This window comes from Flavobacterium lotistagni (assembly GCF_011392125.1).
Taxonomy (GTDB): domain Bacteria; phylum Bacteroidota; class Bacteroidia; order Flavobacteriales; family Flavobacteriaceae; genus Flavobacterium; species Flavobacterium lotistagni.
Genome location: NZ_JAAJBU010000004.1, coordinates 122,544 through 142,387 on the forward strand (window position 1 = coordinate 122,544; position 19,844 = coordinate 142,387).

19 protein-coding genes are annotated in these 19,844 nt (G+C 39.7%); 9 read left to right on the forward strand and 10 right to left on the reverse strand.

The annotated features are described in order from the left end of the window. Positions 1 to 3 precede the first annotated feature (3 nt). The 3 genes from pelF to G4D82_RS06575 form a co-directional block, all read right to left on the reverse strand. Entirely contained in the window at positions 4 to 1,545 is a 1,542-nt protein-coding gene (pelF, locus tag G4D82_RS06565) for a GT4 family glycosyltransferase PelF (RefSeq protein ID WP_166335808.1), read from the reverse strand. A gap of 241 nt (positions 1,546 to 1,786) precedes the next feature. Then, a complete protein-coding gene (locus tag G4D82_RS06570) occupies positions 1,787 to 3,313 on the reverse strand; it encodes a DEAD/DEAH box helicase (protein ID WP_166335810.1) in 1,527 nt (508 codons plus the stop codon). Positions 3,314 to 3,429: 116 nt separating this feature from the next. Beyond that, positions 3,430 to 3,957: a DUF6155 family protein gene (locus G4D82_RS06575; RefSeq protein ID WP_166335812.1), complete on the reverse strand. Its 528-nt coding sequence runs from the start codon at positions 3,955 to 3,957 to the stop codon at positions 3,430 to 3,432. A gap of 84 nt (positions 3,958 to 4,041) precedes the next feature. On the opposite strand from G4D82_RS06575, the gene G4D82_RS06580 reads away from it, so the two are divergent. Together G4D82_RS06580 and G4D82_RS06585 are read left to right on the forward strand one after the other, a co-directional pair. Further along, positions 4,042 to 4,320, forward strand: coding sequence for a DUF3817 domain-containing protein (locus G4D82_RS06580; RefSeq protein WP_166335814.1), 279 nt, complete (start codon positions 4,042 to 4,044; stop codon positions 4,318 to 4,320). Further along, the gene (locus G4D82_RS06585; protein ID WP_166335816.1) at positions 4,313 to 5,569 is read left to right on the forward strand and encodes a mechanosensitive ion channel family protein; all 1,257 of its coding nucleotides are present in this window, start codon (positions 4,313 to 4,315) and stop codon (positions 5,567 to 5,569) included. Before G4D82_RS06580 ends, G4D82_RS06585 begins: the two co-directional genes overlap by 8 nt. A 5-nt stretch (positions 5,570 to 5,574) precedes the next feature. Here the strand turns inward: G4D82_RS06585 and G4D82_RS06590 are convergent, their stop codons facing one another. Both G4D82_RS06590 and G4D82_RS06595 read right to left on the reverse strand, forming a co-directional pair. Then, a complete protein-coding gene (locus G4D82_RS06590) occupies positions 5,575 to 5,961 on the reverse strand; it encodes an acyl-CoA thioesterase (protein WP_166335818.1) in 387 nt (128 codons plus the stop codon). Then, the gene (locus G4D82_RS06595; RefSeq protein ID WP_166335821.1) at positions 5,961 to 6,380 is read right to left on the reverse strand and encodes an NUDIX domain-containing protein; all 420 of its coding nucleotides are present in this window, start codon (positions 6,378 to 6,380) and stop codon (positions 5,961 to 5,963) included. The genes G4D82_RS06590 and G4D82_RS06595 overlap by 1 nt, the downstream gene beginning before the upstream one ends. A 144-nt stretch (positions 6,381 to 6,524) precedes the next feature. On the opposite strand from G4D82_RS06595, the gene G4D82_RS06600 reads away from it, so the two are divergent. The 7 genes from G4D82_RS06600 to G4D82_RS06630 all read left to right on the forward strand — a co-directional run bounded on the left by G4D82_RS06600 (position 6,525) and on the right by G4D82_RS06630 (position 13,657). Beyond that, positions 6,525 to 7,874: an OmpA family protein gene (locus G4D82_RS06600; protein WP_166335823.1), complete on the forward strand. Its 1,350-nt coding sequence runs from the start codon at positions 6,525 to 6,527 to the stop codon at positions 7,872 to 7,874. A gap of 76 nt (positions 7,875 to 7,950) precedes the next feature. Next, positions 7,951 to 8,367, forward strand: a complete 417-nt coding sequence (locus G4D82_RS06605; RefSeq protein ID WP_166335825.1) for a glyoxalase — start codon at positions 7,951 to 7,953, stop codon at positions 8,365 to 8,367. Between the two features lie 219 nt (positions 8,368 to 8,586). Then, entirely contained in the window at positions 8,587 to 9,300 is a 714-nt protein-coding gene (locus G4D82_RS06610; protein ID WP_166335827.1) for an esterase family protein, read from the forward strand. Between the two features lie 18 nt (positions 9,301 to 9,318). After that, on the forward strand, positions 9,319 to 10,266 hold the full coding sequence (locus G4D82_RS06615) for an ATP-grasp domain-containing protein (RefSeq protein WP_166335829.1): 948 nt from the start codon (positions 9,319 to 9,321) through the stop codon (positions 10,264 to 10,266). Positions 10,267 to 10,383: 117 nt separating this feature from the next. Beyond that, positions 10,384 to 11,493, forward strand: coding sequence for a carboxylate-amine ligase (locus G4D82_RS06620; RefSeq protein ID WP_166335831.1), 1,110 nt, complete (start codon positions 10,384 to 10,386; stop codon positions 11,491 to 11,493). A 48-nt stretch (positions 11,494 to 11,541) separates the two neighbouring features. Beyond that, the gene (locus G4D82_RS06625) at positions 11,542 to 12,369 is read left to right on the forward strand and encodes a type 1 glutamine amidotransferase (protein WP_166335833.1); all 828 of its coding nucleotides are present in this window, start codon (positions 11,542 to 11,544) and stop codon (positions 12,367 to 12,369) included. Between the two features lie 97 nt (positions 12,370 to 12,466). Continuing rightward, complete coding sequence (locus G4D82_RS06630) at positions 12,467 to 13,657, forward strand: hypothetical protein (protein WP_166335835.1); 1,191 nt, start codon at positions 12,467 to 12,469, stop codon at positions 13,655 to 13,657. A gap of 83 nt (positions 13,658 to 13,740) precedes the next feature. Here the strand turns inward: G4D82_RS06630 and G4D82_RS06635 are convergent, their stop codons facing one another. The 5 genes from G4D82_RS06635 to G4D82_RS06655 all read right to left on the reverse strand — a co-directional run bounded on the left by G4D82_RS06635 (position 13,741) and on the right by G4D82_RS06655 (position 19,769). Continuing rightward, entirely contained in the window at positions 13,741 to 14,958 is a 1,218-nt protein-coding gene (locus G4D82_RS06635) for an ATP-grasp domain-containing protein (protein ID WP_166335837.1), read from the reverse strand. A gap of 2 nt (positions 14,959 to 14,960) precedes the next feature. After that, complete coding sequence (locus tag G4D82_RS06640) at positions 14,961 to 16,391, reverse strand: leucyl aminopeptidase family protein (RefSeq protein WP_166335839.1); 1,431 nt, start codon at positions 16,389 to 16,391, stop codon at positions 14,961 to 14,963. Further along, entirely contained in the window at positions 16,392 to 17,531 is a 1,140-nt protein-coding gene (locus tag G4D82_RS06645; protein ID WP_166335841.1) for an alpha/beta hydrolase, read from the reverse strand. Positions 17,532 to 17,705: 174 nt separating this feature from the next. Continuing rightward, the gene (locus G4D82_RS06650; protein WP_166335844.1) at positions 17,706 to 19,100 is read right to left on the reverse strand and encodes a sensor histidine kinase; all 1,395 of its coding nucleotides are present in this window, start codon (positions 19,098 to 19,100) and stop codon (positions 17,706 to 17,708) included. Between the two features lie 3 nt (positions 19,101 to 19,103). Then, complete coding sequence (locus G4D82_RS06655; RefSeq protein ID WP_166335846.1) at positions 19,104 to 19,769, reverse strand: response regulator transcription factor; 666 nt, start codon at positions 19,767 to 19,769, stop codon at positions 19,104 to 19,106. Between the last annotated feature and the right edge of the window lie 75 nt (positions 19,770 to 19,844).

The window sequence follows — 19,844 nt, forward strand, 5'->3', positions numbered from 1 at the left end:
CTGTTATGACGCTTCCATCGCTTGCTGTTCTAGATGTGAGTTCAAATATATTGGTTCTTGGGCTTTTTTGTTCATGATGAATTCGTAAGCCATCTCGTATTCTTTGATAAATTTATCAATGGTGAAGTTATCGAGTACTTTCTTTCTGGCGTTGGCACCCATTTTAGTACGAAGTGCTTCGTCTTGCAACAAAGTAACCACACTTTGACCCAATGATTCATAATCTTTAGGCTTGCAAATGAAACCACAATTAGAATCTAAAGCCTCGGTAACACCACCGACATCAGTAGCTACTACTGGAACACCACAACTCATAGATTCCAAAACGGTGTATGGAAAACCTTCTGAGATGGAAGTCAATATCGAAATATCACCTTCACAGAATAACTGGTGTGGCTTGTCGTGGTAACCGGCCAAGAAGAAATTGTCTTCGAGTTTGAGTTCTTTGATCAAATCCATACATTCTTTAGTATAAGTAGGTACGGCGTTGTTGTCGCCATATACTAAATAACGTACGTTTGGAATACTTCTTTTGGCCACTGCACATGAGCGAATCATGGTCAATACGTCTTTGAGTTCAAAAATTCTGGCCGCTGCAACCACAGTAGGAATGTTTTGCAAATGCTCAGGTTTTTTACCCGGTACGAATAAATCCGCATCGATACCGTTGTAGATTACGTCAATTTTGTTTGGATGGGCTCCGTATTTCTTTTCCCAGATCATGTTGAATTTATTTACCGACAGAATCAAATCTGATTTGTAGTAAACCAATCTAGTTATACATTCTGAGAATTTAATCAATAAGTTTTTTAGGAAGAACGAATATTCCGAAGAATTGATAGCAATCAATCTTTCTCTGATGAAAACACCGTGTTCTGTAGCAATAATTGGTGTTCCGTATTTGTATTTCAAAACTAAAGCCGGAATCACTGGGAAACCAGAAAGTGTCAAGTGCGATACATCTACTTTAGGAACATCGATTGAAATTGGAATCAAAAAGCGATAAATCCAGCGCATTCCAACGGTGAAATCATATAATGTAGCGTCGTAATGACCGTCTTTTTCTATGACTGCTGAAACCGTCTCGCAGAAACACTTCCAAACCACTTTACTTCTCATGGTTTTCTTGTAGTCGTGGTTCTGGAAAAATTGCCACATATCGAAAATAGTATCGTCAATATCTTCAACCTCGGCGTTAGTGTCGTATATATGGTTGAGTAGTCTTTTGAAAATTGGGATAAACTTTTCAGCAATTGCTGATTGGTCTTCCTGTTCTTTTCTGTTGACAGTCTTGTAGTATTTTTTACCGTAGCTAATCAATTCCTTGGGCTCAAGTGGCGACCATAACGGAACTTGCACTACGTTCTTAACGTTTTCGCTGAGTTGGTACTTTGATTTTTCTTCAAAATCGGCATTGATGGAGTACAACGTGTAATTCACATTCTTTACCTTGTTGCAAAGCATATGCGCCCATGTAGATACTCCACCGCCATTGAACGGATAAGTACCTTCTAAGATCAGCATTACATCGTATTTGTTCTTCATATTTGTTTGGTTTAAGCTTTGGGAGCTATTCAACAATGTTAAATTTGTTTCGAGCAAAGATATTTTGTGTTTGTTTAATAAAAAAAAAAACACCTTTAAATCAGTTGTAAACACTCATAAAGTCGATAAAGTGCACTTTTTTTGCCGATAAAGGGCGCGAGAAAAATTTCGTTAAAAAAAACAAGTAGAATACATCGATAAAATGATGTATTTCATCGAGTTGAAAAATATTTAGGAAAGACTAAAACAAACTTTCCCGAACTTTTTTTCCGATCAATAAATTGAGTTTTTGTTTGTAGTCTTCGATGAGCCATTCTTTGTAATTTTTGCTGCAATGACTCAAACAGTTAGCGTAACGTTTCATACGAGATTCAATGTCATCCTTGAGCTCTTTGGCGAGTTGCTTGGCTTGAACCAAATCTGAGGTATTGTCAATACACATGTTGGCGTGCTGTTCGAGCGACTTTTCAATTACAATTTTAGAGCGAAGGTTTTGTGCAATGGCTTGTTTGTGCTCGAAATCTACATCGAAAGTAACATCTGCGGTTTTGGCGAATTTTGCTCGTAATTCGGGCGGCATTTGGTATTTGAAATGCAATTCAATCTCAGCATCATCACGCAGGTTTTCCAAATAATATTCCGGCGATTTGAAGATGTGTTGCCAGTCTACGGGTTCGTCCCAAAGCCCAAAACGAGCGGCATTGTTGCCTAAATCAATGACTATAAAAGAGTCTTTGTTGGCTAACTTTCTAGAGCCACGACCGATCATCTGAAAATACAGCGTCAAGGATTTAGTGGCGCGATTCAGGATGATACTTTCTACAGTAGGTTCATCAAAACCAGTAGTCAAAATCCCAACTGAAGTCAAGACAGCATCAGGCGTATTTTTGAACCAAGACAAGATTTCTTTTCTGTCTTCAGGGCTGCTGGTATTATCTAAATGCCGAATCGGATAACCGGCCTCGCGGAAGGTTTCATATACATACAAAGAAGTATTGATTCCATTGTTGAAAATCAGTGTTTTCTTGCCCAATGATTTTTCAGTGTAGGCATGAATGAGCTTTTCTTGCATGGCCAATTGCGAATACAAATCATCAGAAGATTTCACCGTATAATCGCCATTAATGCCAACTTTGAGCGAAGTCAAACCGACATCATAACTATATGTTGTTGCCCGTGCGAGAAAGCCTTTTTCAATGAGCGATGCAATCGTATCGCCTACAATGAGCTCGTCGTAATTCTCATTCATCGGCAATTTAATGTTTGAACTCAGTGGTGTTGCGGTAACGCCAAGAATAAAAGAGTTTTTAAAGAAATTCAGCAATTTGCGAAACGAGTTGTAATGCGCTTCATCGATAATAACCAAACCGATATTGTCTAGATGTAGTTTCTTGTCGTTGATGCGGTTTTTAAGTGTTTCAACCATCGCTACAAAACAAGAATAATCATTTTGGTCAGGTAGTTCTTTTACTTTACTATTAATGATTTTGTTCTTGACCTTAAAGCCGGTGAGCATTTTTGATGTTTGCTTGCAAAGCTCGATACGATGCGTCAAAACCAATACTTTTTTGTCGTGCTTGGATAGGTATCGTCTGACGATTTCAGAGAAAATAACAGTTTTTCCTCCGCCAGTTGGCAATTGATAAAGCAAATGGTGGTTGTGCGGCGCATGATCCAAACGGTCGAAAATCTGCTTGATGTCGCCTTTCTGGTAGCCGTAAAGCTCCTTTTTTTCCTCGATTTCGATCTCTAAATCCTTTTCAGGCATGGTGCGTTTGTAGAATTTCGCAAAAATAAGTCTAAAAAAGAGTTATTCAATGCTTTGAAGCGTTAAATCGCAAAATTTAAATTGAAATTTATATTGGCAGGTCGATTTGCAGCATTTTAAAAATCTGAATCTTCATCGAACAAAGTAATTATACGCGCCATTTCGTATCGATTTTCCCAGTCTTGGCGATTGGCTTCATTGACAATTTGAATCAATCGGTCTTTAAAACTAGGCTTTATTCCATGACTAATGATATAACGTACAGCTTGTTCGAACGAATTGAGCATGCTTTTATAAAATGAAGCATATCGAATCTCGCGGCGAGCATTATATTTTTGAGCCACTTCAATAGCGTGAAGCATCACATCGGCAACAGCAAAAACATCAACGCCTAACAATAAAAACTGTTTGATGTATTTCTGCGCAGTGGATCTTCTGAGCTTGGCACGCTTGGTTTTTACTGGGAAATATTCGTTGGTGATTTTCATTTTGGCTTCACTAACCAGTTGATCTTCTTTCGGGTTGAAAACAAAATCGTAATAGGTTTTCACTGGAGCGAACTTATCATACAAAGCCACGATTTGTTCTTCTAGTGCTTCTTTGGGTAATTCTCCCAGGTATTTCTTGAGTTCGCGTTTGCTCATGGCATTAAAATAAATTAGTTTGGCAATAACAGTTTTGATTCGCTAATTTTGCGCTTTTCAAACCAACTGTAAAACACCGCAAACATGGTAAAAATTTTCAAGACTGTCGCTCTTTTGGAAGGGATTTCATTGCTTTTACTGCTCTTTTTCGCGATGCCAATGAAATATATTTTCGAACTTCCGATATACGTGAAAGTCATTGGAATGGCTCACGGATTATTGTTTATTGCCTATATTGCTTTGGCAATCATGAACAAAATCGAAGAGAAATGGGAAAACACTAAATTCCTGTTTATTTGCCTAGCTTCGGTTGTTCCGTTTGGTACTTTTTATATTGAGAAAAAATACTTTAGAAATGCATAAAACCCTAGAGAATATTTACTGCTGGTGTTATCCTTTGTTCCGCAAATGGGGAATGAATGATACGATTGCTTCCTACTCTAGCCTAGTGGTGAATATTCTTCTTCTGAGTTTTCTGACCTATATTATCTATATGGTTTTCCGTTTCTTTCTGGTGACTGTAATGGCGGTAGTTGCAAAGAAAACCAAAACTAAATTTGATGATTTGCTGATTTCGAACAAAACAGCCAAATACATCTCGCATCTCATTCCGCTGTTGTTTATATACAAGTCAGTACCGGTGATTTTAAATGATTATGTATACTGGGAAACCGTTTTCGGAAAGTTAGTCGGTGTGTACATCATCTTGTTGATTTTATGGATTGTTCGCACGGTTTTCAATGCTTTACGCGATTTTCTCAAAACCAAACCGGAATATAGTGACAAACCAATTGATAGTTATATTCAGGTGATTATGCTGATTCTCTGGATGATTGGCGTTACGGTGATTATATCGGAATTATTCAATGTAAGCGCCAATACGATGTTTGCGACACTCGGAGCTGTTTCGGCAATTATATTATTGATTTTTCGAGATACTTTATTAGGGTTTGTGGCCAGTGTGCAAGTTTCTCTGAATGATATGGTGCGTATTGGCGATTGGATCACTTTCGACAAATTTGGTGCTGATGGCGATGTAATTGAAATCAATTTGGCCACAGTAAAAGTGCGCAATTTTGACAATACCACTACCACTATTCCTACCTACAGCATGATTGCAGATTCTTTTCGAAACTGGCGCGGTATGCTTAATTCAGATGGGCGCAGAATCAAAAGGCACTTGCTCATTCGGGCTAAAAGTATCCGTTTTTTGACTGAAGATGAATTACAGAAGTTGAAACGTATTCAACTCATTAGCCATTATATTGATAGCCGACAGCTTGAAATCAATAAATACAACTTGGCACATGATATTGATAAGTCTTTGCCATTGAACGGGCGCAATTTGACTAACTTTGGTTTGTATCGAAAATACATAACCGCATATCTTGAAAATTACCCAAGTTTAAATAAAGATATGATATTGTTATGCAGGCAGTTGCAGCCAACAGCTCAAGGCATTCCTTTAGAAATTTACGCTTTTACTAAAGATAAAAAATTCGAGAATTACGAGTACATTATGGCAGATATTTTCGACCATTTGATTGCTGCCATCGGTTTCTTCGATTTAGAAATTTTTGAGCTTTCTACAGGCAAAGAAATCCAGCAATAGTGGTCTTATTTTAACCGGTCGTTAATGTATTCAATTTTGGTTTTTCCGTGGGCTTGCGGTTTTCCATTTTTGTCCAAACTAACCATAGTTATGGTGTCGATAGAAATGATGGTCTCACGGGTCATTATGTTTCTGACTTCACATCTCAAGGTTAATGAAGTGTTGCCAAACTTGACTACATCAATTCCAATTTCAACAATATCGCCTTGATTGGCCGAACTTCTAAAGTTAATCTCAGACATGTGCTTGGTCACTACGCGCTTATTTTCGAGTTGGATAATCGAATATAAGGCTACTTCCTCGTCAATCCAGGCCAGTAATTTTCCGCCGAATAAAGTGCCATTCGGATTTAAGTCTTCAGGCTTTACCCATTTTCTGGTGTGAAATCGCATCAGTTTAAATATTTAGTTTGGGCTAATGTAATAATTTCTGCATGATCGAAAGCCATTTCAGGTAAATCATCGATTGCGAACCATTGCGCATTCATGGCATCATCATTAGCAACAGCAACAACAGTTGGAGTAACAAATCCTTGGTAAGCAATTGAAATCACATGACCACGCGGATCTCGAAAAGGTTTTCCGAAAACACCTATTTGTTCGAGATTATCAGTTTGAATATTCGTTTCTTCAAACAGCTCTCTTTTTGCCGCATCTTCAAGAGCTTCATTTTCGTATACAAAGCCGCCGGGTAAGGCCCAAAAATCTTCAAATGGCGGTTTTTTTCTTTGAATTAGTAACACATAAAGTTTAGATTCCAGAATTTTGAAAATAACCATATCGACAGTTACAAATATTTTAGACGTACGCATATTTTCTTACGTTTTGATTCACATTAGCTTATGAATTTTGTAAAATTAGCATTAATTATTAATCGGGGTTGAATTTTAAAACTAAACCCCTATATTTGCATCGAATGTTAAAACTGACGATTAGACGTTAACAATCTTAAAACTATGAAACACTGTTTACTATTGATATCCTTCGCTTTATTGACTGCTAACTTAGGATATGCTCAGAAAGAAGATATCAAAGACGCTAAAGATACCGGTGAACGCAAAGATTACAACAAATGGACTTTAGAGGTAACAGCCGGGCAAAGTAAAGGAACCAAACCATTTACCGTAGGTTATTATTCTAGTAATCCTGATAAGATGTTCGGCTCTATTAACTTCAATACATTCAGCGTTGGGGTTCGTTATATGTTTAGTGCGAAGTTTGGTTTGAAAGCTGATTTCAGTTCAGATCAATTTACCAACAACAAAAACACAGACAGTAAAGATTTCAAATTGCAGCAATACCGGTTTGGGTTACAGGGTGTAGTAAATGCTTCTCGTCTTTTCAATATCCAGCAAGAACTTGGTCGATTGAGTATTTTGATTCACGCAGGTTTGCAAGGCGCACAAGCAACTCCTAAGTATAAACCAGACGAAGGAGAGGTAGGTTATTTTTATAACAAATCAGAATTAAACCTAGGAGTCATGTTCGGAATTTCTCCAGAGTTCCGCGTTTCAAAGAAATTCTCCATCATCGGGGATTTTAGTACGCTTTCGAACTTCAGACAGCACTGGACGTGGGATGGACGTGTTTCCGATAAATCCAACAACCTTTCAGGTCAGATGATAATGAGTTCAATCGGTCTTACTTACTCCTTCGGTAAAGATAACATTCACGGTGACTGGGCAATTATCGATGAAGGAAAACTCAAAGAAATCGAAGAACTTGACAAGCGTATCGGAGAACTTGAAAGTATGCTTAATGATTCTGATAAAGATGGTGTGCCGGATTACCTAGATGTTGAAAACAATTCTATCGCTGGTGTAGCTGTTGATACCAAAGGACGTATGATTGATGTGAATAAGAATGGCGTTCCAGACGAATTGGAGAAATACATGGCCAACACTTACGTCGACAAGTCAAACATTAAAGAAACACTCGAAACTGCTAATGCAGACATGATTAAACGATTGATTAACGAGGGTTATGTAACTACCTATTTCGATACCGGAAAAACCAATCCAACGAACGTTTCTACAGAGGGCATCGACTTCATGTTGACCTATTTGAGAAACAATCCTAGTGCATCAATCGATATTATCGGACACGCTGATGAAATTGGAAAAACGGCTTACAACGACAAACTTTCTATAGGAAGAGCCAACACGGTTAAGAACACTTTAATCAAAGCTGGTGTTGATGCTTCTCGTTTGAATGTGGTTAGCGAAGGCGAAGATGCTTCAGTGGCTATCGATTCTAAAGACGCTAGAAGACTTGTCAGAAGAGTTACTTTCAAAGTACGCGAATAATCAACAAATCATTCTTGATAACTATACATAACCTCCGTCTAACAGCGGAGGTTTTTTTATAACTTTAAAAGAAAAAATGGAAACTCGCGATATTTTATTGAACAGCCTTCGTGGCGAAACACTCGGAACCATCACCGAATATTCTTCAGCCGACGAGGTTTTCCAAAACCAAACCCTACGCCCTATCTTGAAACTGCAAAACGATTTGTTTGTAGAAGTCTTCCGAAATTACATCGGCAAACACAAACATGACTTCTACCAATATACGGTAGAGAAAAAATTGCAATTCATTGAAAATGCAATCCAAAAAGATATCAAATTTCGAAATGCGCTCAAGGGAATGGTAATTGGACTGTTTACTATAGAAGAATATACTAGGTATGTTCAGAATTCTTCGGCGCTCAACAAACGTATGATGAACCTGCTAATAGAGCGATTGAAAAGCCAAGTGCAGCTTTTTGAGTCAACCGAAACTACTTATACAAGTATATAGCCCAACCCCTACTTAATCAGATTTTAAGTTTTAGCCAAAACCGATTTTGCTACAGGGCTGTTTTTTAATGTTTTCTTAATTTATTGAGAGCTTTGCTTGGTTTCTCGTAAATGTTTGCTGAATTGTTCTGAACCCACATATTTATTGAATATTTTTATTATACTTGTTTTTGAAGGAAGTATAAATAAATCTTACCAAAGCTAAACCGACAAAACCTTTATGAAAGAAGAATACTTCAAATGGTACTCTCCGAATTTGAGCCGTGAAATCGAAATGCTGGTTTTTGGCCATGCCGGTTATCCGGTGATTTTGTTCCCGACTTCTATGGGAAGCTACCACGAAAACAAAGACCAAGGTTTGATTGGCGCCGCGCAGTGGTATATCGAACAAGGGTTGATCCAGATTTTTTGCCCTGGCAGCATTGATAAAGACAGCTTTTATAACAAGAATATCCATCCTTTTCATCGCATTCAGAACCATACTTGGTACGATAAAATGATTTGTCACGAAATCGTAGAGCGCGTTCGTAACAATACTTATTCTGGAAAAGTAGCTGTGGCCGGATGCAGTTTTGGAGGTTATCATGCCGCTAATTTTGCCTTTCGCCATCCGGGTTATGTGAGCCATATGTTTTCGATGAGTGGCGCTTTCGACATTAAGAGTTTTATGGATGGTTATTACGACGACAACGTGTTTTACAATAGCCCTGAAGATTACTTGCATGGTTTAAACGACCGTGAACTCTGGAATATGGATATCATTTTGGGTACATCCAATTGGGACATTTGTTTCGATGCTAACTTGAAATTGAGTCGAGTGCTGGCCGGGCGCGATATTCCACATTGGTTGGATGTTCGTCAAGACAAGCAGCACGATTGGCCGGTTTGGCGCGACATGTTCCCACATTATTTATCGAGAATCAAATTTTTCTAAAATATAAAAACCAGTAGTATGAAAAAGATTGGAATTTTATTCGGAATGGAAGATACTTTTCCGCAGGCGTTCATTGACCGCGTGAATTCGAAGAACGAAAAAGGCATTGTTGCCGAGGCAGTTTCGATTGACAAAGTGATGCAAAACCAAGGCGGCGAATACGCAGTCATTATCGACAGGATTTCGCAAGATGTTCCATTTTATAGAGCCTATTTAAAGAATGCTGCACTAACCGGAACCAACGTGATCAATAACCCATTTTGGTGGAGCGCCGACGATAAGTTTTTCAATAACTGTCTTGCGGATACTTTGGGCGTTCCATTGCCCAAGACGGTGATTTTGCCTTCTGCCGAACATCCGACCGACACTACTTCAAAGTCATTTCGCAATTTGAAATATCCGATGGATTGGGAAGGCATTTTTAACTACGTAGGTTTTCCTGCTTACATGAAACCTTATGCGGGCGGCGGCTGGAAAAATGTGTACCGACTAGAAAACAAAGAAGAATTCTTCGAGAAACACCGCGAAACGGGCCAATTGGTCATGTTACTTCAGGAAGAAATCGTTTTTGATTCTTATTTCCGCGTGTATTGCTTGGGCGGAAAAGACGTTCGCATCATGCCTTATGAGCCGCGCAATCCACACCATTTAAGGTATGTAGTAGACAACCCTAATACCGATAAAAAATTATTAGCTACTGTAAAAGATTATACTTTGCGTCTTTGCCAAGGTTTAGGATATGATTTTAATACTGTAGAATTTGCCGTACGCAACGGAATTCCCTACGCGATTGATTTCGGAAACCCAGCGCCTGACGCGGAACTAACGTCAGTTGGGGCAGAGAATTTCGAGTGGGTCGTGGAGGCTGCTGCTAAAATGGCCATCGCTGCTGCCAAAAAGCAAAAGCCTGGAAAAATGAACTTGACATGGGGCACTTTTATCAAAGAATCGGCTGCGGTAAAATAGCAAATGAGTTGATGTGTTTATAGCCCTAGCCCCGATTGCAACGGCATCCTTTTGCCGCTTTCTTTAAGCGGGAAAAGATACAGTGAAAAGCGGGACGAGCTTCTAAAAAATAAAGTCATGAAAAAATTACCCATTTTTACCCTTGGCGTTGAAGAAGAATACCAAATAATTGACCCTGTAACACGCGATTTGCGCTCGCATTTATCAAAAATTGTCGACGGTGCAAAGGTGTTTTTAAACGAACAGGTTAAAGCCGAAATGCACCAATCGGTCGTGGAAGTCGGCACGAACATTTGTAAGAACGTTAAAGAAGCTTCTGAGGAAATCCGGTTTTTGCGCAGTAAGATTGTCGAATTGGCTTCGAAACAAGATTTGGTGGTTGGCGGAGCCGGTACGCATCCGTTTTCGCGTTGGCAAGACCAGCCGATTACTGATGACCCGAGGTATCACAATATTGTAAACGAATTGCAAGATGCTGCTCGTTCGAATTTAATTTTCGGAATGCATTGCCACGTCGGGATTGAGAACCGTGAAGTCGGTTTGCAGCTCATGAACCAAGCTTGTTATTTCCTACCGCATATTTTTGCGCTCTCGACCAATTCTCCGTTTTGGGAAGGAAGACAAACTGGCTATAAATCTTTCCGTACTAAAGTTTTCGACAAGTTTCCCAGAACGGGTTTGCCGGAATATTTCGACCATGTAGCCTCGTACGACAAATATCTAGAGACTTTGGTCAAAACCAATTGCATCGATAATCCGAAGAAAATATGGTGGGATTTGCGTTTGCATCCGTTTTATGACACGATAGAATTCCGTATTTGCGATATGAGTTTGACCGTCGATGAAACTATGTGTATTGTGGCGATTATTCAAGCTGTGGTTGCCAAGTTATACCGACTCACGCAACACAACATGAGTTACAACATCTATCGATTGGCGCTAATTAAGGAGAACAAATTCCGTGCGGCGCGTTATGGCATCGACAATCACATGATTGATTTTGGTTTGCAGAAAGAAGTTGAAACCAAGTTATTGATTGGCGAATTGCTTGATTTTATTGATGATGTAGTAGACGAACTCGGCAGTCGTGAACAAATTAATTATGTGCATGAGATCATGAAAAACGGAACCGGTGCCGATAAGCAGTTGGCAGTTTTCAATGAAACCGGAGGAGATCTGACCAAAGTTGTTGATTTTATTACCTCTGAATTTACCAAAGGTTTGTAAAATAATTAATTATATATTTGTACAGCCCATCCGTTTGAACCTATACTTATGAACGAAACCATCAGAATAGCAATCCTGGACATGTATAACGGCGAGCCGAACCAAGGCATGCGCTGTATTATCGATATCGTCAATCGTTTCAATAATATCGTCAGTTTCAAGATTTTCGATGTTCGCAGAAAGTCGGAGTTACCCAAAATCAAAGACTTTGATATTTATATTTCTTCCGGTGGCCCAGGAAATCCGCTAGAAGGCGACGGTGTTTGGGACAAAAGTTACTACGAGTTCATAGACGAATTGCTGCTTTGGAACCAAGAAAACGAAGTCAAGAAACACGTACTCTTTATTTGTCACTCGTTCCAAATGGCTTGCAAACATTTCGGTTTGGCTGAGATCACTAAGCGCAATAGTACTTCATTTGGCGTGATGACCGTTCATAAAACCAAAGACGGTTACCGCGACAACTTGTTAGAAGGTTTAGACGATCCGTTTTATGCAGTTGATTCGCGCGATTATCAAGTGGTACAGCCGAATCTGAACGTATTTGAAGAAAAAGGCGCTAAGATCATTGCTCTAGAGAAAATCCGTGATCATGTGGCTTATGAAAGAGCAATTATGGCAGTACGCTTTAATAAATATTTTGTCGGTACACAGTTTCATCCGGAAGCCGATCCGCTGAGTTTTATTGCGAATCTCAGAAGTGCCGAACGCCGCGAGCGCATCATCAATATGAAAGGCCGCAAGAAATTCCGCAACATGCTCGAAGACTTACTCGACGAGGAGAAAATCTACAAAACCAACGAAACTTTGATTCCGAATTTTCTGCGCAAGGCCATCAACGATGTGATGAAAACGCGCAAGATGCTTTCGAATTAATTCGTTATTTTCAATTTCTATAATTGTTCATCATGGCCAACAGATTTCCAATCTGAAAAGTCATTCATGATGATACTTTACTTATCTTTTTTCGCTTATGATTTCGAAATACCGTCAGCTTTTCAACAAGCAGTTTTCTGCCCAGAAATACGAAGATTTCCAAAACGATATCGCCGAAGATTTCAACTATAGGCCCACTTTCCGAATGGCCGAAACGCCGTTTTTTATTTCCAAAGAACTAAAAAAGCAATTACTCGAAGGTTGCCAGGATGTGATTGATTTAATCAGAAGGCCCGACTTTAAATCTCTTACAGAAAAATCCCTTGAGCTCAATACGAAAGTTCCAAACGAAGACGAGCACACGAATTTCCTAGCCATCGATTTCGGAATTTGTGAAGAAAACGGGCAAGTAATTCCAAAGTTGATTGAAGTGCAAGGCTTTCCGTCGTTGTTCAATTACCAGTATGTATTGTATGAGAAATTTAAAAAATACTATCCGTTTCTAGAAGAGTTGACGCCTTTTATAGACGGAATTACCGCTGCGGATTACTTTAAAACTCTTGATGAAGTAATTTGCAACGGGCTTCCAAAGCAAAATGTCATCTTGCTCGAAATTGAGCCTGAAAAGCAAAATACCAAGATTGATTTCTATTACTGTCGGCGCGATATAGGCATTCCAATTCTCTGCGTAACCGATTTGATCAAAGACGGCAACAAGCTTTTTTACAAAAATGAAAATCAGGAATTGATTCAAGTCAAGCGAATTTATAACCGCGTCATTTTTGATGAGTTAGAACTTCGAAAAGATTTAAAGCTCAATTTCAGTTTTTCAGACGAGTTGGAAGTGGAATGGGCCGGACATCCGAATTGGTTCTTTCGAATTAGCAAGTACATTTTGCCAATGCTCAAAGGACCTTATTTCATTGAAACGACTTTGCTCAGCGATTTGAAAGAAATCCCAAAAGACCTCGAGAATTACGTATTAAAGCCTTTGTTTTCATTTTCAGGAAGCGGCGTGATTTTCCATGTGACCAAAGGCGATATCGAAGCCGTCAAGGAAAAAGAACTCTACATTTTACAGAAAAAAGTCAACTATCTTCCAATTGTGCAATCGCCCGACGGCAAAGTGAAAGTGGAAGTCCGCGTGCTTTGCGTCTGGAAAAAACAAGACCCATCTCCTACTCTATTGTGCAATTTGGTGCGCTTGAGCCGCGGGGAAATGATCGGCGTGAAATTCAACAAAGACAAAGATTGGGTTGGTGGTACTTTAGGGTTGTTCGAAAAATAATTTTCAGTAGCTTTTTCCCGCTATCCGCGCTACACGGTAGCTTGCTCCTATCGGGGCTAGGGCTTCCGGAAACTCGTAGGCGTTTAGTGCAAATTTTTGACTTCAGCCTGCGGAACCACAGTTGCAAAATCTTTCACCAATCGGTCGGCGTAATCGTCTAATAACTCCAAGACCCTTTCGTTCTTATCTGACTGAACAATCAGGCCCGCATGATAATCCAGCGGTACTTTGAAACAAACTTCCGGATCGGCAAACGAAGATAAATCCGGATGTTGGAATTTCGATAAGGTCAGAACAATTCCTGCGTAGGCTTTCTTTATTTTCGGCAATTTATATTCGATTTCTTTCACAAGTGAGTTTTCAATCGCAGCCCATTCTGCCCATAAATTCACGCCGGAAGCAAAAGCCACCATTTCAGCCAAATGAGCACCGCCTACCCTAGAAGAAGTTTCTAAGAAATAGATTTTTCCGTCGTCGGCACATTTGATGAATTCTGTATGAGCCGCACCGTGTTTGAGCCCAAAACCTTTAATGACTTGCTCATTCACTTTTTTAATTGCCTTATCGTCATCAGAATCGTAAGGAATATTGGCGCTTCTGAAAATACCGCCGCCTTGTGAGATTTCCATCGGTGTGGCCAAATATTTAGAAGTAATGCTGAACAGAATTTTTCCATCTTTAATCAAGCTATCGCAATGATACACCGAGCCCGGGCGGAATTGCTCGACCAAGTATTTAAAGCGGTTGTTGCCCATTTCGTTGATGTGCATCCACAGACTTTCTTTGTCGTGCACTTTGATAATGCCTGAGGCAGACGCTTCCGAACGAGGTTTCAACACCCAAGGTGCAGCAATGGTGTCGGCAAAAGTATTAATGTCGTGATCGTTGAACAGCGAACAGAAATTCGGGTTCGAGATGCCGCAGCTTTTTGCCCGCATACGCATCGCCAATTTATCGCGGAAATAGCGTCCGGTGGTTTGACCCATGCCATCAATACGCAAATTCTCACGCAGATAGGTAGCTTTCTCTACATCGAAATCATCCAAAGCCACGATGGCGTCAATTTGATTATTGCGCATGAAATTGCTCACCCCAAGCAGTAAATGCTCTAAGTTCCAATCGGTGTCTTGGCCTTCCATGAAGAAAATATCGTCGATGAATTCAACCGGCCAGGCTTTGTCGCGCAGTTTCTCAGAAGTAACCAAATAAACTTTATTGCCCAGTTTCTTCAGGTTGATCAAAAAATCAGCGCCTTTGAAAAAATTGGAAATACAAACGAAGGTTTTAGGCGTTTTGTTCATAACTAAATGTTTTCAATAAAATGGGTTAATAAGTGAACACCGTATGCAGTGGCGTGTTTGCTCTTGGCGAATTCATCGTCACCGAATGCCACACCAGCAATATCGAGATGTGCCCAAGCTTGGTGTTTTTCTGTGAAATACTCAAGGAACTTGGCCGCAGAAATAGCGCCTGCAACAGGTTTACCGCTGTAATTTTTCACGTCGGCAATATCACTTTCAATATCGGGTTGATAAGCATCCCATAAAGGCAATGGCCACAAACGCTCGCCAATTTCATCGCCGGACTGTCTTAGTTTCTGTTCAATTGTGGTGTTATTGGTGAACAACGCGCCACATTCGTAGCCAAAAGTACCTACACTGCTTCCGGTAAGTGTTGCGATATCGACAATTATTTCGGGCTTATAATTTTTAATCAGATAAGACAATCCGTCGGCTAAAATCAAACGACCTTCTGCATCGGTATCAATAATTTCAATCGTGGCACCGTGATAACTTTTGATGACATCGCTCGGCATGAACGAAGTATTATCAACAGCGTTCTCACAACAAGGAACAATCGCGGTCACTCGAATCGGAAGCTTCAAATCGGCAATGAGTTGCATTGCGCCAAGAACCGCAGCACCGCCGGCCATATCTGATTTCATGTGAACCATAGCAGCCGTTTTGATATTGAGTCCGCCGGTGTCAAAGGTAATTCCTTTTCCGACCAATCCGATGTGTTTTACCTTAGGAAGATCGCCACTGGGCTCGTAGTTCATGATGATAAATTGCGGCGTTTTATCACTGCCTTTTCCGACTGCCAAAAATGCATCTAAACCTTCAATTTTACATGCCGGACCATCGAGCACTTTGGTATCAAAACCATAAGTGTTGCCGCTGTCTTGCGCCCATTTAGCCAGATAAGCCGGATTGACAACATTCGGCGGTGAATCAACCAAATACAGAATTTCAATTTGCGTTCTGGCTATTTTAATGGCCCGTAAAGCAACTTCTGAAAAATCGGTTTTAGATAATAGAGCGAGTTCAAAACCTTTTTCGGCAAACGGATGGATGTCTTTTTTCTTAAAATGCCCGAGATGATAAGTGCCCAAACAAAGCCCTGAAACTGTGGCTTCAACTTGTTGTAAAGTAAATACTTCAGGAATCATTAGCGCGACTTCTTTCCCGAAAAGTGCTTTTTCTTTGAAAGCAATCCGACGCATCAAAGTCTTTAGATTTTTATAATCGATGCTTTTGCCAAGGCCTATGAACAGATGAACACAATCGTATTTCTCAGCAACGTAATAAGTATCTTTTTTGCCATAAAAAACCCGCGAGGAAACCGACACGCCATGGAATTCAATCGGGACTACGTTTTTTTCATGCGTTTCAAAAACAGGAATCAGCACCACGCCGCAAAATCCTTCTAAATCCTTTATATTTCTTGTTTTCATTTAATTGTCTTTAGTGTTAAAAAATAACCACTCGATGGCTTTTGGAAATTCGTCGCTCCAGTAAATTTCATTGTGTTTGCCCTGCATATTGATGCTGAGCTTGATTTTCATTTTGCTCGACACGAATTCATTTTCAATCATTTTCTTTTTGAATTTCTTTACGTGGTCAATCATTGTGGCGCTTTCGTCACCGCCGGCATAGAGATAAATCTTGGTGTCGCTCGGTTCATCGTAGTCGAGATTAGTAAAATCCATTTTGGGAATCACCCACAATGATGGCGAGAAAATCATCAGTTTTCCATATACTTCCGGATACATCAATCCCGAGAAAATACTGACCAATCCGCCCATACTGCTACCGCCAATTCCCGTATGTTCGCGATCGGGCAAAGTGCGGAATGTTTTATCTACAAAAGGTTTGAGCGTGTCGGTAATAAAACGAATGTACTTTTTGCCTTGACCAACTCCGAGCACTGTTTTGCCTACGTTATATTCTTTAATTCGGTCTTGTTCGGCGTGTTCGACTGCTATGATGATGATTTTTCCAATTTTATATTCTGACATTACCGCCAGTTTTTTGTCTATTTCCCAATTGCCATATTTGGCGTTTTCATTGAACAAATTCTGCGCGTCTTGTAAATACATTACCGGATAACGTTCTTGAGAACTATCGTAATCATGCGGCAACAAAGCCCATACACGACGGGTTTTGTTGAGTTGGGGAATTTCAAATTCTTCCGAAATCAGTTTGACTTGAGGCAAAAAGTTCGGCTTGAAAGGCAGCCAATTCTTGCGCCATTTCTCTACATGTTCTTTGCGAATGCCTTGGTGTTGTTGACACGAGCGGTTTTCGGTTCGGTTGCCGAATCGGTCAATCTCTACTTCGCTCCAATCGCCTTTGGTGAATTTATACAGTAGTTCATCAGGATAAATAAAATCAGCCGGAAATTTATAATGGTAAAGTCCGTTGCCAATTTTCTCCATTTCGAACTGGGTGTCTTGGGTATGCCAGTTGTTGAAATTACCGGAAATGTATACCGGACGTTGGTCATCTTCGTCGGTAGTTAGCAGGATATTGAGTTGTGGTTCTTGTAAATCATCCTCTAGCGCCTGAGTGGTCTTTTCTTTATTGGTAATCATGTGCGGCAAAAAAATAATCTCTTAAAAAAGGTAAATATAGTTTTTTGCCTTCGGAAATAAAAGCAAACACCAGCATTTAGCGCAGTTTTTTGATATTGAAATTATTCGCCCCATTTTATTAGAAATGCAGCAAAAATAAACCCTTGAGTTGTTCTAGATTGCCTATTTTTACATTCAAACTTCAGTTGGTCTAGGAAATTTCAAATCAATAGTAGTTCCAATGCCAACTTTACTTTTGATAACCAACTCAACCTGTAGTAAACCACACAAACGATCTACGATGGATAAGCCCAAACCAACACCTTTTATTTCTGGATTGTCAACCATTTTGGAGCGGTAAAAAGGTTGCCGGATTTTGTTCAAATCTGCTTTATGAATCCCTATGCCATGGTCTGTAATAGTCACTGTAAGGTATTTCGAGTTTTCGGTAAAAGCCAGAATAACTTCACCATTTTCATTGGAATATTTGAGCGCATTCGATAGTAAATTACTGATGATAATTGACACTAAATACGCATCCGAAACCACATAATAATCTTTCTCAAATTGGTAGTTGATTTTGAGTTTTTTGAGTTTTATTTTTTGGGAAAACCGCGCCAACATATCTAACACCAATGCGTTGAGAAATACGGGTTCTTTTTTTGTATTGTATTTATGATTCTCAAAGCGCGCCAACAAAAGAAGTTCGTCTGCCAAATGGTTCAAACGGTCTACTTCTTTGATGCAATAATTGATTTTTTCCTCATATTCGGCTTGATTTCTTGGTTTGCGTACCAAAACTTCTAGTGTTCCTTTGAGCACAGCCAGCGGTGTTCTAAGTTCGTGCGAGGCATCAGAAGTAAACTGCTTTTCTCTTTCCACCGCAGCTTCAATTCGGTCTAACAATTCGTTGATGGTTGTCGACAACACGTACAATTCGTCACGATGTTGCGGTAAAGGAATTCTGGATTTTAAATTTTCTGTTGTAATAATACTGGCAGTGTCGGTAATTTGAGCAATCGGTTTGATACTTTCTCCGGCGATAAAACTTGCCATGAAGAAAAACGAAAACAACATGATGCCGTAGGAAAGCCAGAGTATGATGGCGAGATTGTCCATGACAAGGTTCTCCTGTTTGAGCGACTTGGCAATCAACAAAAAACCGAGAATTTTCCCTTTGCTAAAAATGGGCACTTGAACTTGGCGGATCGGTTGGTTTTTGAGGTGCGTATCAGAATAAAATTTCTCAGTCTTATTCGGATTGAAGGGCAAATTATCCTTCTTCAAGTTGGGCGATTTTTCAATGGCTACGCCTTGCGGATTGTATATTTGAATAAATACCGGATCGACGGCAATCAGATTGTGTTCGCGTTCTTCCCATTCTTCTTTATCAATCCAGGAACGGATATCGTTGGAGAACTTTGTTTCTGAGAACACCAACTTGATTTCGACTTCAATATCTTTATTGACATCGCTGTAAATGGTATATTTTACGGTAGTGTAAATCAATACAAAAAACATGGCTATAATCAGCGCCGTACTGACCAGAAAATGAAAGGCCAGCCTGTTTTTGAAAGAGAATTTAAACATGCCTTAAGTATTTTCGCTCGCAATATAACCTACGCCACGAATGGTTTTAATAAGCGCTTCTTTATTGATGCCGAGTTTTTTGCGAATGGCGTTGATAAACACATCGATTACCCCAGAATCATAGTCGTAATGAATGTTCCAAACTTCTGAAATGATTTGGTTCCGCGTGCATACTTTTTCTTTGTGTTTAATTAGGTAAACCAATAGCTCGTATTCTCGTTGGGTAAGCAACACTTCCTGTTGTTGCATCAGCACTTGGTACTTTGACTGCACGATTGAAATGTCGCCCAAGGTCAGGGTATCGTCTTGTTGCTCTGCACGCAAATGGACTTTGATGCGCATAATCAATTCTTCAAACGAGAATGGTTTTTTAATGTAGTCATTTGCGCCGGCTTTAAGTCCTTCGATAGTTTCCTCAACCGTATCTTTTGCAGTTAAAAAAATAATCGGTGTGGTAGTATCAACCTGACGAATGGCTTTACAGATTTCGATGCCGGACATTTTGGGCAGCATCCAATCCAGTAAAATCAAATCTACTTTTTGTTGCTGGGTGATTTCGAATCCTTTTCTTCCATCGTCAGTGGCAATCACTTCGTAGCCTTCTTCTTCAAGGCCTTGTTGCAAGAAATTGGCGATTCCGGTTTCATCTTCAACAATCAGGATTTTCATAGGGCAATTCAAATCAGGTTTACAATCACAAATCTATTCTTTAAAATCGGAATATGCTAAAACTGATTAAGCAAA

Coding starts and splice junctions, on each gene's coding strand:
- G4D82_RS06650 (WP_166335844.1), bottom strand. CDS start 19,100: ATGTTTAAATTCTCTTTCAAAAACAGGCTGGCCTTTCATTTTCTGGTC.
- G4D82_RS06590 (WP_166335818.1), bottom strand. CDS start 5,961: ATGCGATTTCACACCAGAAAATGGGTAAAGCCTGAAGACTTAAATCCG.
- G4D82_RS06570 (WP_166335810.1), bottom strand. CDS start 3,313: ATGCCTGAAAAGGATTTAGAGATCGAAATCGAGGAAAAAAAGGAGCTT.
- G4D82_RS06640 (WP_166335839.1), bottom strand. CDS start 16,391: ATGAAAACAAGAAATATAAAGGATTTAGAAGGATTTTGCGGCGTGGTG.
- G4D82_RS06575 (WP_166335812.1), bottom strand. CDS start 3,957: ATGAGCAAACGCGAACTCAAGAAATACCTGGGAGAATTACCCAAAGAA.
- G4D82_RS06635 (WP_166335837.1), bottom strand. CDS start 14,958: ATGAACAAAACGCCTAAAACCTTCGTTTGTATTTCCAATTTTTTCAAA.
- G4D82_RS06595 (WP_166335821.1), bottom strand. CDS start 6,380: ATGCGTACGTCTAAAATATTTGTAACTGTCGATATGGTTATTTTCAAA.
- G4D82_RS06585 (WP_166335816.1), top strand. CDS start 4,313: ATGCATAAAACCCTAGAGAATATTTACTGCTGGTGTTATCCTTTGTTC.
- G4D82_RS06615 (WP_166335829.1), top strand. CDS start 9,319: ATGAAAAAGATTGGAATTTTATTCGGAATGGAAGATACTTTTCCGCAG.
- G4D82_RS06645 (WP_166335841.1), bottom strand. CDS start 17,531: ATGATTACCAATAAAGAAAAGACCACTCAGGCGCTAGAGGATGATTTA.
- G4D82_RS06605 (WP_166335825.1), top strand. CDS start 7,951: ATGGAAACTCGCGATATTTTATTGAACAGCCTTCGTGGCGAAACACTC.
- G4D82_RS06625 (WP_166335833.1), top strand. CDS start 11,542: ATGAACGAAACCATCAGAATAGCAATCCTGGACATGTATAACGGCGAG.
- G4D82_RS06630 (WP_166335835.1), top strand. CDS start 12,467: ATGATTTCGAAATACCGTCAGCTTTTCAACAAGCAGTTTTCTGCCCAG.
- pelF (WP_166335808.1), bottom strand. CDS start 1,545: ATGAAGAACAAATACGATGTAATGCTGATCTTAGAAGGTACTTATCCG.
- G4D82_RS06620 (WP_166335831.1), top strand. CDS start 10,384: ATGAAAAAATTACCCATTTTTACCCTTGGCGTTGAAGAAGAATACCAA.
- G4D82_RS06580 (WP_166335814.1), top strand. CDS start 4,042: ATGGTAAAAATTTTCAAGACTGTCGCTCTTTTGGAAGGGATTTCATTG.
- G4D82_RS06655 (WP_166335846.1), bottom strand. CDS start 19,769: ATGAAAATCCTGATTGTTGAAGATGAAACCGGAATCGCCAATTTCTTG.
- G4D82_RS06600 (WP_166335823.1), top strand. CDS start 6,525: ATGAAACACTGTTTACTATTGATATCCTTCGCTTTATTGACTGCTAAC.
- G4D82_RS06610 (WP_166335827.1), top strand. CDS start 8,587: ATGAAAGAAGAATACTTCAAATGGTACTCTCCGAATTTGAGCCGTGAA.